Source organism: Streptomyces sp. NPDC015032, from assembly GCF_043080425.1.
Classification (GTDB): domain Bacteria; phylum Actinomycetota; class Actinomycetes; order Streptomycetales; family Streptomycetaceae; genus Streptomyces.
Window position 1 is genome coordinate 247542 of record NZ_JBIBVN010000005.1, and the last position, 15105, is coordinate 262646.

Sequence of the window (15105 nt, forward strand, 5' to 3'; positions counted from 1 at the left end):
TCCGGTTAACTTTGTACGCCTATATGAGCATACGAGAGATTCAGGTGACCGTTGAATACCAACATGTCCCGAAAGGCGCTTCTCAGGCGTGAACTGCTGGCCGCGCGGCACCTTCTGACCAGGGAAGACGTGGAAAGTGCCGCGGCGGTTCTGTCCCGGGGCGCATTGAGTCTTCCGGAGTTGTCCGGAGCCCGTACCGTCGCCGCGTATGTCTCGGTGGGGAGCGAACCGGGCACCCGCCCCCTGCTGGACGCGCTGCGCGCGCGGGGCGTGCGGGTGCTGCTGCCGGTGCTTCTCGCGGACAACGATCTGGACTGGGCGCCGTACGAAGGAGCCGGCCGTCTGGTCCGGGCCGGCCGCGGGCTGCTGGAGCCGGACGGCGAACGGCTCGGCCCCGACGCGGTTCTGGAGGCCGACGTGGTCCTGCTGCCGGGTCTCGCGGTGGACGGGCGCGGGATGCGGCTGGGACGCGGCGGCGGCAGTTACGACCGGGTGCTGGCCCGGCTCGCCGCGGCGGGGGCGCACCCGGCGCTGATCGTCCTGCTGTACGAGAACGAGGTGGTCGCGCGGGTCCCTGAGGAACCGCACGACCACCCCGTGGACGCGGTGGTGACTCCGGCCATGACCCGCCGGACGGGCCCTACGGTTTGAGGGTCAGGGTGTCGGTCGTCGACTTGGTGACGGCGTTCGTCCCGAAGGACCAGTCGAGCAGATCGCCCTTGACCCACTTGTCGGTCTGGTCGGTGTAGTGCGCGCTGAACGCGTGCCCGGAGGCGCCGGTGAGGTTGATCCAGCGGGACTTGTCCCAGTCGTCCAAGTTGACCACCATCCGCATCGACGGCACCCAGACGACGTCGTAGCCGCCCGCCGCGTTCCAGCCGGTGGCGTTCACCGCGGCCTCACCGCCGCCGAGATTCCACGGGCCGCGGTTGAGGGCCCGCTGGAGCAGACCGGGGCCCTCGGTGCCGAGGGTCTGGTTCTTCAGGGTCAGCTGGTGCAGCCGGCCCCAGCTCCACGTGCTGATGTCCTTGCCGAGCTTGGCGGTCAGCTCCCAGCGGGCGTCCGCCATGGCGCGGGCGAAGAGCTGGTCGCGGTTCTCGGTCGCCTCGTCCCGGCCGCGCTCCGGCGTCTTCCACCAGTCGCTCTTCGGGTCGTCCATCAGGCTCTCGACCACCTGGTACCAGCGGTCGCCGCCGTCCGGCTGCGCCGTGTCCGCGGCGCGCCGGCCGCACTCGCGCACCAGCTTGCCCTGCTCGTCGACCGGGCCCGAGCCGTCGATCCGCGGCACGTACAGGCACTCGCCCTCGACCCGCAGCTCCTTGGGCAGCTTGTCGCCGAAGGCCAGCTTGAGGATGTTGCGCCAGACCGCGTTGAAGTACGCGGCCGCGGCCGAGTCGGGTTCCTGGGTGTAGTCCCAGCCCTCCAGAAGCTTCTGTGCCTCGCGGACGCTCTTCTCCGAGATGTTGATCTTCATCAGCTCGGGCACCAGCAGCGCGGCGATATCGCTGGTGTTGTCCATCTGCATCTTCTGCATGTCTTCGGTCGAGATCTTCCCGCCGTCCTTGATCTTCGACTGGATGAGGTCGTTGATCCGCTGGCTGCGGCTGCCGTAGCCCCAGTCCTCGGTGAGCAGGTGGGGGTACTTCTTCTCGTCGATGACGGCCTGGTTGGCGGTGACGATGTAGCCGCGCTTCGGGTCGAGCTCGTAGGGCAGCTCGTCGAACGGGACCGGGTCCTTCTTCCAGCCGTACTCCGAGGACCAGCCGGGGCTGGGCATCGTGCCGTTGCCCTTGAGGCGGACCGGGATCTTGCCGGGGGCCTGGTAGCCGATGTGGCCCTTGGTGTCGGCGTAGATGAGGTTCTGCGAGGGAACCTCGAAGTGCTCGGCCGCCTTTCGGAAGGACGTGAAGTCCTTGGCCCGGTTCAGCTCGAAGACGGCGTCCATGGACTTACCGGGTTCCAGCGCGGTCCACTTCAGCGCGACCGCGTACCCGTCGGCCCGGTCCGGAGCCGAGTTGCCGACAGGGGCCTTCTGACCGACCGTCTCCAGTTCGCTGCTGCGGTCGGAGACCAGCGGACCGTTGTTGGTCTCCCGGACGGTGATCGTCCGGCTCTTGCCGCCGGCGACCTTGATGGTCTCGTCGCGGGTGGTGAACGGCTTGACCTTGCCGTCGTACATGTAGCCGTCGCCGGAGACCTTCTCCAGGAAGAGGTCGGTGACGTCCGCGCCCAGGTTGGTGAAGCCCCAGGCGATGTCCTGGTTGTGACCGATTATCACGCCCGGCATGCCGGAGAAGGTGTAGCCGGCGGTGTCGTACTGGCACTTCGCCGAGATCTCGCGGCAGTGCAGCCCCATCTGGTACCAGAGCGAGGGAAGCTGCGGCGCCAGGTGCGGGTCGTTGGCGAGCAGCGGCTTGCCGGTCGTCGTGTAGTCGCCGGAGACCACCCAGGAGTTGGAGCCGATGCCGTTGCCGTTCGGGCCGAGGAGCGCCGGGATCTGGTCGAGGGTGTCGGAGAGCGAGGAGAGCTGGGTGTTCAGGCCCTCGGTGGCGCCCTGCGCGGTGTCCGAGCCGAGGCCGGACGACGACGGCGTCGCGGCCGGGTCGAACTTCCCGGTGACCGAAGAGACCGCGCCCTGGCCGACGATCGGCTTGTGCTTGTCGTACGGGTAGGGCGGGTACAGGTCCTCGATCTGCTTCGCGTCGAGCCTGCTGGTCATCAGCGAGCGGTCGATCTCGTCCTGCATGTTGCCGCGCAGGTCCCAGGCCATGGCCTTGAGCCAGGCGACCGAGTCGACCGGGGTCCATTCGGCCGGCTTGTAGTCGTTGGTGAAGCCGAGGGCGGCGTACTCGACGGAGATGTCCTTGCCGTCGCGCCCCTTGAGGTAGGCGTTGACGCCGTCCGCGTACGCCTGGAGGTTCTTCTTGGTGTCCTCGGACAGGACCTTGTCGTACTCCTCCTGGGCGACCTTGTGCCAGCCGAGCGTGCGCAGGAAGGAGTCCGTCTCGACCTGCCCGGACCCGAACATCTCGGAGAGCCGGCCCGCCGTCATGTGACGGCGGACATCCATCTCCCAGAAGCGGTCCTGCGCCTGCACGAAGCCCTGGGCGCGGAAGAGATCGGCGTCGGAGTCCGCGTACAGCTGCGGGATTCCATAGGAGTCGCGCTTGACGTCGACGGTGCCGTCGAGGCCGTCGAGCTTCAGCGACCCGGTCGTCTGCGGGTACGAGGCCCGCACGGTCGATACGGACCAGAACGCGCCGTATCCGATACCCGCGACAAGCGCCAGCACCAGAACGATCACGATCAGGCGGGCGCGTCGCCCCTTCTTCCTGCCGGTCTTCCCACCGGCGGAACCGGTGGTGCCGGAAGGGGCGGTTGTGTTGGCGGGCATCGCTGTCCTTCGAGGGGCAGGTGGTCCTGGGAGTGCAGGAGCAACCATAGGCGCAGCGCCGGGGCGGCTCCGACGCGGCATCGGGATGGTTCGAAATTCCACCGTGCTCGTACGAGCGATCGAACGCGTCAAGAAAGCGTTAAAGATTAGGTAAGGTAACGAAGTAACGGCCGGGACCGGCCGATGCCGAGGATCGATTCGGCAGGCGTACGCAGGGAAGGAACGGCCACTGACTGTCCACGCGCTCAACGAACTCCTGCTCGCCTGCTCACTGGTCCTGCTCGTCGCCGTGGCGGCGGTGCGCGTCTCGTCCCGCAGCGGGCTCCCCAGCCTGCTCCTGTACCTCGGGATCGGGATCGCCATAGGGCAGGACGGCATCTTCGACGTCAGGTTCAACAACGCCGAGCTGACCCAGGTCATCGGTTACGCCGCTCTGGTCGTGATCCTCGCCGAAGGCGGCCTGGGCACGAAGTGGAAAGAGATCAGGCCCGCACTGCCCGCCGCCGCGGTGCTCTCGCTCGTCGGCGTCGCGGTCAGCGTCGGCGTCACCGCGGCCGGGGCCCACTACCTGGTCGGCCTGGACTGGCGGCAGTCACTGATCATCGGCGCGGTCGTCTCGTCGACGGACGCCGCCGCGGTCTTCTCCGTGCTGCGCAAGGTGCCGCTGCCCGCTCGCGTCACCGGTGTACTGGAGGCCGAATCGGGCTTCAACGACGCCCCCGTGGTGATCCTGGTGGTGGCCTTCTCGACCGCGGGACCGGTGGAGAGCTGGTACATACTGGTCGGCGAGATAGCCCTGGAGCTCGCGATCGGCGCGGCCGTCGGCCTCGCCGTCGGCTGGCTCGGCGCGTTCGGCCTGCGTCATGTGGCGCTGCCCGCGTCCGGCCTGTATCCGATCGCCGTGATGGCGATCGCGGTGTCCGCGTACGCGGCGGGCGCCATGGCCCACGGCAGCGGCTTCCTCGCCGTCTACCTGGCCGCGATGATCCTCGGCAACGCCAAGCTGCCGCACTGGCCCGCCACCCGCGGCTTCGCCGACGGGCTCGGCTGGCTGGCCCAGATCGGCATGTTCGTGCTGCTCGGGCTCCTGGTCACGCCGCACGATCTCTACGACGACTTCTGGCCCGCGGTCGTCGTGGGACTGGTGCTGACCGTGGTGGCACGGCCGCTGGAGGTCTTCATCTCGCTGGCGCCGTTCCGGCTGCCCTGGCAGGAGAAGGCGTTCATGTCCTGGGCGGGACTGCGGGGCGCCGTACCCATCATCCTGGCGACCATTCCGATGGTGTCCGGGGTCGAGGGCTCGACCCGGATCTTCAACATCGTCTTCGTTCTCGTCATCGTCTACACCCTCATCCAGGGACCGACCCTGCCCTGGATGGCGAAGGTCCTGAAGATCGCCGACGATCCGGCCGAGGCGTCCGACCTGGGCATCGAATCGGCACCGCTGGAACGGCTGCGCGGCCATCTGCTGTCGGTGGCGATCCCCGCGAGATCGAAGATGCACGGCGTGGAGGTCGGGGAACTCCGGCTGCCCGCCGGCGCCGCGGTCACATTGGTCGTGCGGGACGGCAAGAGCTTCGTCCCGGCGCCGTCCACCGTGCTGCGGCGCGGTGACGAACTGCTCGTGATCACCACCGACCCGGTGCGCGACGCGACGGAGGAACGGCTCCGCGCGGTCGGCGAGGGCGGCAAGCTCGCGGGCTGGCTGGGAACGACCGGCAGCGGCGGCGAGAACCTCGCCGCGCCCCACGTGGCACAGGACGTGGCGCACGCGCTGAAGGCCGTGACGAGGCGCGGGAAGACCGACGGCCCGAAAGCGCACCGCTGAGCCCCTGAGCCACCGGACGTCACAAGGAGTTACCAGCGATCACCAGGAATCACCAGGAGTGGAGGCGCCACCCGCTGCCGCTCCGAGGCGGGGGCGGGGGCCCTGCGCGTACTCAGGGGCCCTGCACGCACTCAGAGGTGTGCCGGGCCCTGCGCCTGTATCATCGGGGAAGCCCGATCGGCCCTGGCTACGGGACCGGCCGGCCCGAACGACCCAACCGAACGACCAACTCTGCCTGATGCAGAGCTGGCGCGACCGTATGGCGGTCGTGGCGTCCTCCGCCTCTGCTGAGCGCCCGGCATCTACCGCAGTCCCGCGCGAAGAGGACAGCTCTCGGCAGCACCCGCACGAGCCCGCACCACCCGTGCCGGGCCGGCCCCGGGAGCTCGGCCACCAGGCGGCAGAAAGGCAAGGACCGTGGCATCCACGGTCTCCGACCGCCCCGGTTACGGGCAGTTGCTGCGCACCCCGGGTGCGTGGACGTTTCTCCTGCCGGGCTTCGCCGCACGGCAGCCCTTCGCGATGCTGACGATCGGCATCGTGCTCCTGGTCCAGCACACCACCGGTTCGTACGGCAGCGCGGGCTCCGTCGCCGCCGTGACCGGTGTCTCCATGGCCCTGTTCGCACCGCAGACCGGCAAACTCGCCGACCGGTTCGGCCAGCGCGCCGTGCTGCTGCCCGGCGTCCTGGTGCACGCGGCGTCCGTATCGGCGCTGACGGCGCTCGCGCTGGCGGACGCACCCCTGTGGGCCCTGTTCGCGGCGGCCGTGCCGACCGGTGCGTCCATTCCGCAGGTCGGGCCGATGGTCCGGGCCCGCTGGGCGGCCCTGCTGGGCGCGGCACCGGGGCGCGAGGCCTCACCGCTGCTGGCCACGGCGGCCGCCTTCGAATCGGTGACGGACGAGTTCACCTTCGTCATCGGCCCGGTGCTCGCCACCGCGCTGTGCACGGGGGTGCACCCGGCAGCGGGCCTGATCACGGAGGCCGGGCTGACACTGATCGGCGGACTGCTCTTCGCCGCACAGCACCGCACCCAGCCCGCGGTGCGCGCCACCGCGTCCAGCACCTCCGAGCGGCATGCGTCCGCGCTGTCCGTACCCGGTGTCCGGGTACTCGCCGTGGCCTTCCTGGGGATCGGCGCAGTCTTCGGCGGCATGCAGGTCTCGCTGACCGCCTTCACCGAGGAGATCGGCCGACCGGAGGCGAACGGCCTGCTGTACGGGGTCTTCGCGGCCGGCAACATGCTGGCCGGGATCGCCTGCGGTGCCATCGCCTGGAAGAGCGGGCCGCGGCGGCGGCTGATCGCCGGGTACACGGCGCTGACCCTGACCGCGTCCGGACTGTGGGCGGTGCACTCCGTGCCACTGCTGGCCGGGCTCGGCCTGCTGGTCGGACTATCCATCGCCCCGGCGCTGATCAGCGGCTACACGCTGGTGGAGGCGCTGGTTCCGGGATCCGCCCGTACCGAGGCGTTCACCTGGCTGACGGGCTCGGTCGCCCTCGGCCAGGCGGCCGCGGTGACGGTCGCCGGGCGGCTCGCCGACGCCCACGGTGCGAGCACCGGATTCGTCGTGCCGCTCGTGGGGACCGCGCTCGCGCTGGCCACCCTGCTGGCCCTGCGTTCGAGGCTCGCCCCCGCGGCCTCGGGGCGGACCGTGGCACGTGGTGTCGGTCACCGGGAGCCGGTCACGGTGGACTGATCCAGCGGAATACGTCACTATGGAGCGTCGTTAGCACTCATCGAGTCAGAGTGCCAGGAGGAGCAAGTGCCGACCTATCAGTACCAGTGCACCGAATGCAGCGAGGGCCTCGAGGCGGTGCAGAAGTTCACCGATGATGCCCTGACCGTGTGCCCGAGCTGCGAAGGACGCCTGAAGAAGGTGTTCTCGGCGGTCGGCATTGTCTTCAAGGGTTCCGGTTTCTACCGGAACGACAGCCGTGGCTCCTCGTCGAGCAGCACGCCGGCGTCGTCCTCGGCCAAGGCATCCGGTTCCGATTCGTCGTCGACGGGGTCGGACACGAAGTCGTCCGCCGCCGCTCCGGCCGCCGCGTCTTCTTCGGCGTCCTCGTCATCGTCGTCGTCCTCGTCGTCCTCGTCGTCCTCCACGAGTGGTACGTCGGCCGCCTGACCCGCACCGCGCTTCCCCGAGGACCCCACCGATCCGCTCGGTGGGGTCCTCGGCGTTTTTCCGCGCCGCTACTGTGATCGCATGGTGAACGCAGAGATCGGTGTCATCGGCGGCTCGGGCTTGTACTCCTTCCTGGAGGACGTCACGGAGGTCCGCGTGGACACCCCGTACGGACAGCCGAGCGACTCCCTCTTCCTCGGCGAGATCGGCGGGCGCCGGGTCGCCTTCCTGCCCCGTCACGGGCGCAGCCACCATCTGCCGCCGCACCGCATCAACTACCGGGCCAACATGTGGGCGCTGCGCTCCGTCGGGGTACGCCAGGTGCTCGGCCCGTGCGCGGTGGGCGGGCTGCGTCCGGAGTACGGACCGGGCACGCTGCTCGTACCCGACCAGATGGTGGACCGCACCAAGGCCCGTACGCAGACGTACTACGACGGGGAGCCCCGGGCCGACGGCGCGGAGTCGAACGTCCTGCACCTGGGCTTCGCCGATCCGTACTGCCCCGAAGGGCGCAGGGCGGCGCTGGCGGCGGCCCGCGCCAAGCGCTGGGAGCCGGTCGACGGCGGGACGCTGGTGGTCGTCGAGGGGCCGCGCTTCTCGACCCGGGCGGAGTCGCGCTGGCATGCGGCGATGGGCTGGTCGGTGGTCGGGATGACCGGGCACCCGGAGGCGGTCCTCGCCCGCGAACTGAGCCTCTGCTACACGACGATGACACTGGTGACGGACCTGGACGCGGGGGCCGAGGCCGGGGAGGGCGTCTCGCACGGGGAGGTGCTGAAGGTGTTCGCGGCCAATGTGGACCGGCTGCGGGCGGTGCTCTTCGACGTGGTGGCCGCCCTGCCGGCGGAGGCGGACCGCAACTGCCCGTGCTCGCACGCGCTGGACGGGCTGGAGACGGGGATCGAGCTTCCCTGAGGGCGTGCAGGGATCAAGGTGTTGCTTCCCTGCCGGCCCTCAGCCGGGTGACGGGGTTATCCACAACACCGGGGCCGTCCACAGGCGTCGGCGGCAGACTCGCGGACGGTGGATCGTGAGGGGTGTTCGTCCGAAGCTCCTCACGGTAGGTGGTGTTGGCCATGTTTCCGTTGTCCCCGTCGTCCCCGTTGCCCCCGTCGTCCCCGTTGCCCCCGTCGTCCCCGTTGCCCCCGTCGTCCCCGTTGCCCCCGTTGCGCCCGTTGCGCCCGTTGTCCCCGTCGTCCCCCTCGTCTCCTCTTGTGTCCTTTGAAGGTTCCGCTCCGGCCATGACTCCTGGGTCCCCGGCACCGGCTCCCCCGCCCTGCGGTGTACCGGCGTTCGAGCCGTTGCGGGTGCGAGGAGGTAGCGGGCATCGGTTGCGGAGGGCGCTGTGGCGGCAGCGCCGCTCCATGGCGGCGGCACTGACCCTGGTGGCTGCCTCGTTGGCCGCGACCGGGCTGGCCGGGGGCGGCGGAAGCGGTGCGGGCGGCGCCTCCGCGCAGGGGGCTGCCAGGGGTACGGCCGGGGAGGCGCCGGAGCGGGCGCGGGGGCCGGCTCCGTTGGTCTCCGCGCCGGTCAGGATCGCGGATGCGGGGACGGTACGGCTGTTACGGCCGGGTGACCGTGTCGATGTCATCGCCGCCGGGAGAACCGGAGCCGATGCCCGAGTGCTGGCGAAGGGCGCGCGGGTGGCAGACGTACCGCAGGACCCTGCCGAAGGTTCCGCGGAGGATGGTGCGCTGGTCGTGCTGTCCGTTCCCCGGAGCACGGCCGCGTCGCTGGCCGGTGCGGGTATCTCGGCCAGGCTGGCGGTGACCCTGTGCTGAGCGGTGACCCTGTGCTGAGCGGTGACCCTGTACTGAGCGGTGACCCTGTACTGATTCGTACTGATGAGCGGTCAAGTAATCAGATCAAAGACGCGAATCGCAGCGCGGAGGCCCGGCGGGCGGGGCTCCCGGCCAGGAACCCGGCCGAGGTCACGACTGGTAGTGGGACACGCGGCGGGAGAACCGGCCACAGCACCGACGGACCACCACGGAGCGGGGGCTCAGATGTGGTGGGGTGGCTTCTCGTCGAGGAAGCGCGCCAGATCGGCGGCGCTGCCGCCGGCCGGGGCCCGCTCGCCCCACCCTCGGTCCGTATCGTCCGCGGACTGCTGGTCCAGCGGATCGTCGAAGACCAGAGCCGGCGCGGGTTTCGGCTGTGCCGACTGGGACGGCTTCGAATCGCGCGGGCCGGGGGTGGGGGCGGTGCTCATACACCCAGGGTACGGCGGTGGTCAGCGGTACGGCAGCCGTCAGCGATACGGCGGGGGTCAGCGGTACGGCAGCCGTCAGCGATCCTTCGGGTCGAGCAGCCACAGCCCGAGGACGACGAGGAACGACAGACAGAGGAAGCCGGAACCCCACCAGGCCGTGCCGGTGTTGCCCGCCATCCACGCGTCGATGACGACGGTCAGGCCCCAGAGCTGTCCGATGACGGCGGTCATGGCAAGGGCCAGCCGGGCCGTCAGTTTCGAGGAGCGTTCCGGCTCCTGGTCGGTGCCCGCCCCCGGACCGGGACCGGTGTGGCGGACCCGCGGGTCGCCGTAGCCGCTGGTGGGGCGGATCTGCGGATAGCGCTCGTGGACGGGGCGGTTGAGCTCGGGCCGGGCACTGCCCGGGTGGTACTCCGGGTACTCCGCCGGAGGGTCCCAGGGCCCCTGGCGCCGGGGCTGCTGGGCGTCGCTCATGTCCGCCTCCCGGAGATCCCGGTCACAGCGGACCGGGGACCGGACGTCCTGGCTCGCGGGCGGGCGGCACCGGGCGCGTCCACCCCGGCCCGCCCCGGTGCGTTCGCACCGGCCACCTCCAAGGCGCTTGCCCCGGCCGGCCCCGATGCGTCGGACAGGGGGGCCTCCGCGCCCCCGCCTCTAACCGCGGGGCAGCCGGTGCGGGACGCGAGGTCCGGGCGGTCGGCACCGAGCCGGCGGCACAGCCCGTGTTCGATGCTCTCGCCCGAGCGAGTCGTGCCGACCGCCCAGATACTGCCGTCTGTCTGTTCGGTGAGCACCACCTTGGGCAGTGCGCGGGGCGGCGGCCCGGCGGTCACCTCGCCGGTGCGGGCGTCGAAGACACCCTCGTGGCAGGGGCAGTACAGCTCGCCCTCCGAGCCGCGGTCCTTGCGCCAGAGCACGGCGCAGGCGAGATGGGTACAGATCGCGGAGTATCCGACGAGGGTGCCGTCGTCGAGCCGGACGGCGACCGCCCGGTCCTCTTCGTCCGGGTAGCGGAAGGCGGTGGATTCGCCGGGAAGAAGCTGAGCGGCGATCTTCTTCGGACCGGGGGTCTTGCCGTCGGCGGGTTCGCCGTGACGCGGAAGGATTCCGCCGGCCACGCCGAGACCGCCGACGGCGAGACCGCCCGAGACGGTCGTGACGATCCGGAGGTAGTCGCGCCGGGTGGTGAGGGAGTCGGCGGCGATCCGGTCGTGCAGGGCTTCGCGCGGGTCCCCGGAGGCCGGCCGGCCGGTGACACTCATCGGCGGACATCCTTCCCATTGATCTCGACGACGGGAAGACCGCCGGGCACCGGCCACTGGACCCTGTCGGCGGGAACGACCATGGCCACACCGGTACGGACCTCGCTGCGGCCGAAGACGAACGTGTCGGCGACCTGGACGCCGGGGCGCTCGGCCTGGAGTTCCTCGACGGTCCCGTAGAACAGCGCTCCCGTCGGACAGACGGTCGCGCACATGGGGGCGAGGCCGTAGGCGGTGCGGTCGTAGCAGAGGTTGCACTTCATCTGCAGCTTCGCCCGCAGATCGATCTTCGGGACTCCGAAGGGGCAGGCGTTGACGCAGTTGGCACAGCCGATGCAACGGGTGGTGTCGGCCTGCTGCACCACACCGTCGGCGGTCACCAGGATCGCGTCGGCGGGACAGACCTCGGCGCATGGGGCGACCGGGTCCTCGCAGTGCATACAGACCGTGGGAAGGGAGGCAACGGACTGGCCCTCGTCGGTGTAATCGAGGTGGATCATCGACTTGCCGCGGTGGGAGTCGCATTCCCGGCAGGCGGAGACACAGGCCTGGCAGCCGATGCAGCGTCCCGGATCGATGAAGATCGTTCTGCCCATCATGCGGATCAGCCCCTCTCCGAGGTGCCACGGCCCTGGGGAGACGTGGGCGGCAGCGGATCGGTACGGGAGACCTGGGTCTCCGGGTAGGCGACATGGCCGGGTGCGACAGGGGGCGCGGGAACCTCGTCGATCCTGTCGGCGTGCTCGATACGGCAGGCGCACACCTTGTACTCGGGGATCTTGGAGCGGGGGTCGAGGGCGTCGATGGTCAGGGCGTTGGCCGCGGTGGGGACGGGCCAGTGGTACGGGATGAAGACGGTGTCGGGGCGGATCGCCTCGGTGACCAGGGCGGGGAAGACCTCGCTGCCGCGCCGGGTGACGACGCGGACCGGTTCACCGTTGCGGAAGCCATGGGAGGGGTGGATCTCGGCCCAGGGGCGCGGGGTCTGTTCGACGAGGGCGCCCAGCCGACGGGTCTGGTTGCCGGAGAGGAAATGGGCGACGGTGCGTCCGGTGGTGAGCGACATGGGGTGCTCGTCGTCGTACGGGTCCATCGGCGGGTGCCACTCGACGACCTGCAGATGGATCTTGCCGTCGGGGTGGTAGGTCTTCCCGTCCTCGAAGAGCCGGGGGGTGCCGGGGTGGTCGGTGGAGGGGCAGGGCCAGGCGATCCCGCCGGTCTCCTCCAGCCGTTCGTAGGTGATGCCGTAGTAGTCGTTGACAGTGCCGGCGGAGGCGGTCCGCAGTTCGTCGAAGACCGCGCGGGAGTCGGCGAAGGCGAATTTGTCGCCCGCGCCGAGGCGCTTGGCGAGCTCGCACATCACCCAGGTGTCGGTCCGTACGCCGGGGGGCGGGTCCTGGGCCTTGTTGTGCTTGACCACCCGGGCCTCGGCGTTGGCCATCACCCCGTCGTCCTCGGCCCAGGTGGTGACGGGGAAGACGACGTGCGCGTTGGCCGCGGTCTCGGAGAGGAAGAAGTCGAATTGGGCATGGAACTCTGTGGCGTCGTACCCCTCCTTGACCACCTCGTAGTTGGGGAGGGAGACGAAGGGGTTGTTGCAGATGCCGATCAGTCCGCGGATCTCGCGGCGTTGCATCTGCCAGACCATTTCCATCATCGAGGTGCCTGCGGGCGGGAGTTCGGACTCCTCGATGCCCCAGATCTCGCAGATCTGTCTGCGGTGCTCCTCGTTCATGATCGAGCGGCCGCCGGGAAGAAGGTCGGCCTTCTGGCCGTGTTCGCGACCGCCCTGCCCGTTGCCCTGGCCGGTGAGGGTGCCGTATCCGGCGCCGGGTTTGCCGATGTGGCCGGTGGCGGTGCAGAGGTTGATCACGCTGAGGCAGTTCTCCACGCCCTGCGAGTGGTGCTCGATGCCGCGGGCGTGCCAGGCCATGGCCTTGGGGGCGCGGGCGAAGGCGCGGGCGACCTGGACGATCTGCTGGGCGGGGACGCCGCAGATCTCGGCGGCCCGGGACGGCGGGTACTCACCGGCCTTGGCCCTGACCTCCTCCCAGCCGGTGGCGTGGGCGGCGAGATAGGCCTCGTCGGTCAGGCCCTCCTCGATGACCACGTTCAGCACGGAGTTGAAGAAGGCCGAGTCGGTGCCGGGCTTGAGCGCGACATGGATGTCCGCGGTGCGGGCGATCGCGGTCTCCCGCGGATCGACGACGATCAGGCTTGCACCGCGGTCCCGGGCCCCCCACACGTACTGGGTCATGACGGGGAAGCACTCGCCGACGTTGGAGCCCGCGATCAGCAGACAGTCGGTGAGCAGGATGTCGGAGAAGGGATTGCCGGCCCGGTCGATGCCGAAGGCGAGTTTGTTGGCGCCCGCGGCGCTGACCATGCAGAGCCTGCCGTTGTAGTCGACATGCCGGGATTTGAGGGCGACCCGGGCGAATTTGCCGACCAGATAGGTCTTCTCGGAGAAGAGGCTGGCGCCGCCGAGCAGCCCGAAGGCATCGTTCCCGTGTCTCTGCTGGATGCGCTTGATCTCGGAGACGGTGAAGTCGAGTGCCTCGTCCCAGGAGACTTCGCGGAGGTCCTCGTCCCGGGAGCGGCGCATGAGCGGGGCGGTCAGCCGGTCGGGATGGTTGACCTGCTGATACGCGTTGATGCCCTTGGGACACAGCCGCATCCGGTTGATGTCGTGGTTGCGGGGTTCGACGCCGAAGACCTTGCCTCCCCGGTCGACGCGCAGATACATCCCGCACTGGACCCCGCAGAAACAGCAATGGGTGGGGACGAGCGTCTCGCCCTCCTGGTCGGCGCGCCACCGGTCGGCGGGGATGCCGCCCGCGTCCCGGAAGGCCCGCGTGCCGGGCGGTGCGAGAGAGGGGTCGAGGGGGACGACCGGGCGGCGGTCGGCGGCTCGCGGATCCGGGGTCACTGGAAGCCCTTCTTGACCTGGGTGAGGTAGGCGCTGCCGCGCAGCACCCGCTTGCAACGCGGGCAGTATTCGGCCCACTCGTCGAAGCCGAGGCCGAGGTCGCGCATGGTGCCGCGGAGGTTCTCGACGTACGGCGCGGCGTCGACGGGTTCCTCGCAGCGGCGGCAGCCGAAGACCTCCTGGTCCTGTTGGGCGGTGTATTTGAACAGCTGCATGCCGACCGCCGCCGGGCGCTGCACGATGTGGAAGAACTTCCCGAACGGGATGTAGATGAGGGTGAAGACCACCGACACCATGTGGAGGATCGCCAGGAATTCGTAGCCGCCGCCATGCAGGAAGATCGACGAGAAGGTGAGCAGCAGCCCGGTCACGGAGATGACGATCAGGGCGATCAGCGGCACCAGGTCGTAGGCGAAGCGCTGGCCGGTGATGGCGCCGCGGTCCCGCATCCGCCGCCAGAGGAAGTACGAGGCGCCGGGGATGACGAGCACGGCGGCGATGTCCAGGCCGTGGAACATCAGCCAACCCAGGATGTCCAGGGAGTCGAAGCCGATGATCTTGAAGCCCCAGATGCGCATCTCGTAGCCGGGGCCCGAGCCGGAACCGGAGGTGAAGGTGAACCAGCCCCAGGTGAGCGGAAAGGTGATCAGGGAGGCGAGGACGCAGCCCCAGAAGATCAGTTGGTGGGCGGCCCAGCGGGCGTGGGAGCGGGCACCGAGGAATTTCTGGAAGCCCAGGTAGGTGGCGGTCATCCGGGGCAGGGCGGTGGGGGCCTTGCGGAAGTTGGCCACGGAGAAGAAGCTCCGCCACCCCTGCTTGAACAGGCGCCGTGCACCGGGCGCGGAGACCCAGACGGTGTAGCGGTAGGCGACGCCGAAGGCGAGGAAGACGGAGGCGACGGCATACGGGAGAAGGGCGGAGTCGAAGTTCTCCAGAAGCCGGCTGCCGAACACGATCGCGAGGATCAGCAGCACGGAGACGGTGACACCGGCCGCGGTTGCGCGGGTGGTGGCGGACCGGGGCGCGGCGGCCCGGGGGCCGGCGCCCCCGGCGGGCCGCGCGGTACCGGGCGCTCCGGAGAAGCCGGTGCGCCCCGCACCTGAGGCGGGCTGCGCGGCTGCGGCGGAGGCTTCTGGCGGCTCGGTCACCCCGTCACCGTAGGGTCATATGGGGCGCTCGTCCCGTTTTGCGACTCAGTGGGGTGAGCCCGTTCGCCCGACCGGCTCGGGGGTACGGGCTCCCGGTATCCCGTGCCGACCTGCGCTTTCTCCGAGAACTACGTACCGTCCATCCACAGATCTTGCCGACCGGCGCCCGGGGTACGTCCCCGAGCGTCACCGACCCTGTCTG

The 15105-nt window shown here is 70.0% G+C and carries 13 protein-coding genes; 6 read left to right on the forward strand and 7 right to left on the reverse strand.

Going from position 1 to position 15105, the window contains the following annotated elements:
- Positions 1-63 precede the first annotated feature (63 nt).
- The gene (locus tag ACF08M_RS11530; RefSeq protein ID WP_392185020.1) at positions 64-651 is read left to right on the forward strand and encodes a 5-formyltetrahydrofolate cyclo-ligase; all 588 of its coding nucleotides are present in this window, start codon (positions 64-66) and stop codon (positions 649-651) included.
- On the opposite strand, the gene ACF08M_RS11535 is transcribed toward ACF08M_RS11530, so the two are convergent.
- The gene (locus ACF08M_RS11535) at positions 641-3394 is read right to left on the reverse strand and encodes a penicillin acylase family protein (protein ID WP_392185021.1); all 2754 of its coding nucleotides are present in this window, start codon (positions 3392-3394) and stop codon (positions 641-643) included. The two genes, ACF08M_RS11530 and ACF08M_RS11535, sit on opposite strands and share 11 nt — an antisense overlap.
- Before the next feature lie 289 nt (positions 3395-3683).
- Between ACF08M_RS11535 and ACF08M_RS11540 the strand changes: the two genes are divergently transcribed.
- From ACF08M_RS11540 to ACF08M_RS11560, 5 genes are all read left to right on the forward strand, one after another.
- The gene (locus ACF08M_RS11540; RefSeq protein ID WP_392185022.1) at positions 3684-5222 is read left to right on the forward strand and encodes a potassium/proton antiporter; all 1539 of its coding nucleotides are present in this window, start codon (positions 3684-3686) and stop codon (positions 5220-5222) included.
- A gap of 417 nt (positions 5223-5639) precedes the next feature.
- Positions 5640-6923 carry an MFS transporter gene (locus ACF08M_RS11545; protein WP_392185023.1) on the forward strand — a complete coding sequence of 428 codons (1284 nt, stop codon included), beginning with the start codon at positions 5640-5642 and terminating at the stop codon, positions 6921-6923.
- Between the two features lie 66 nt (positions 6924-6989).
- Positions 6990-7352 (forward strand): FmdB family zinc ribbon protein, encoded by a 363-nt coding sequence (locus ACF08M_RS11550; protein WP_392185024.1) that lies wholly within the window; start codon positions 6990-6992, stop codon positions 7350-7352.
- Between the two features lie 81 nt (positions 7353-7433).
- Positions 7434-8267, forward strand: a complete 834-nt coding sequence (locus tag ACF08M_RS11555) for an S-methyl-5'-thioadenosine phosphorylase (RefSeq protein WP_392185025.1) — start codon at positions 7434-7436, stop codon at positions 8265-8267.
- Between the two features lie 416 nt (positions 8268-8683).
- Positions 8684-9133 carry a hypothetical protein gene (locus ACF08M_RS11560; RefSeq protein WP_392185026.1) on the forward strand — a complete coding sequence of 150 codons (450 nt, stop codon included), beginning with the start codon at positions 8684-8686 and terminating at the stop codon, positions 9131-9133.
- A gap of 221 nt (positions 9134-9354) precedes the next feature.
- On the opposite strand, the gene ACF08M_RS11565 is transcribed toward ACF08M_RS11560, so the two are convergent.
- The 6 genes from ACF08M_RS11565 to ACF08M_RS11590 form a co-directional block, all read right to left on the reverse strand.
- Complete coding sequence (locus tag ACF08M_RS11565; protein ID WP_392185027.1) at positions 9355-9564, reverse strand: hypothetical protein; 210 nt, start codon at positions 9562-9564, stop codon at positions 9355-9357.
- 75 nt (positions 9565-9639) lie between these two features.
- On the reverse strand, positions 9640-10038 hold the full coding sequence (locus ACF08M_RS11570) for a hypothetical protein (protein WP_392185028.1): 399 nt from the start codon (positions 10036-10038) through the stop codon (positions 9640-9642).
- Entirely contained in the window at positions 10035-10826 is a 792-nt protein-coding gene (locus tag ACF08M_RS11575; RefSeq protein ID WP_392185029.1) for a Rieske (2Fe-2S) protein, read from the reverse strand. The genes ACF08M_RS11570 and ACF08M_RS11575 overlap by 4 nt, the downstream gene beginning before the upstream one ends.
- Positions 10823-11425 carry a 4Fe-4S dicluster domain-containing protein gene (locus ACF08M_RS11580; protein ID WP_392185030.1) on the reverse strand — a complete coding sequence of 201 codons (603 nt, stop codon included), beginning with the start codon at positions 11423-11425 and terminating at the stop codon, positions 10823-10825. The genes ACF08M_RS11575 and ACF08M_RS11580 overlap by 4 nt, the downstream gene beginning before the upstream one ends.
- Positions 11426-11430: 5 nt before the next feature.
- Positions 11431-13755, reverse strand: a complete 2325-nt coding sequence (locus ACF08M_RS11585) for a molybdopterin oxidoreductase family protein (RefSeq protein WP_392185031.1) — start codon at positions 13753-13755, stop codon at positions 11431-11433.
- Positions 13752-14903: an MFS transporter gene (locus ACF08M_RS11590; protein WP_392185032.1), complete on the reverse strand. Its 1152-nt coding sequence runs from the start codon at positions 14901-14903 to the stop codon at positions 13752-13754. The genes ACF08M_RS11585 and ACF08M_RS11590 overlap by 4 nt, the downstream gene beginning before the upstream one ends.
- Positions 14904-15105: the final 202 nt, after the last annotated feature.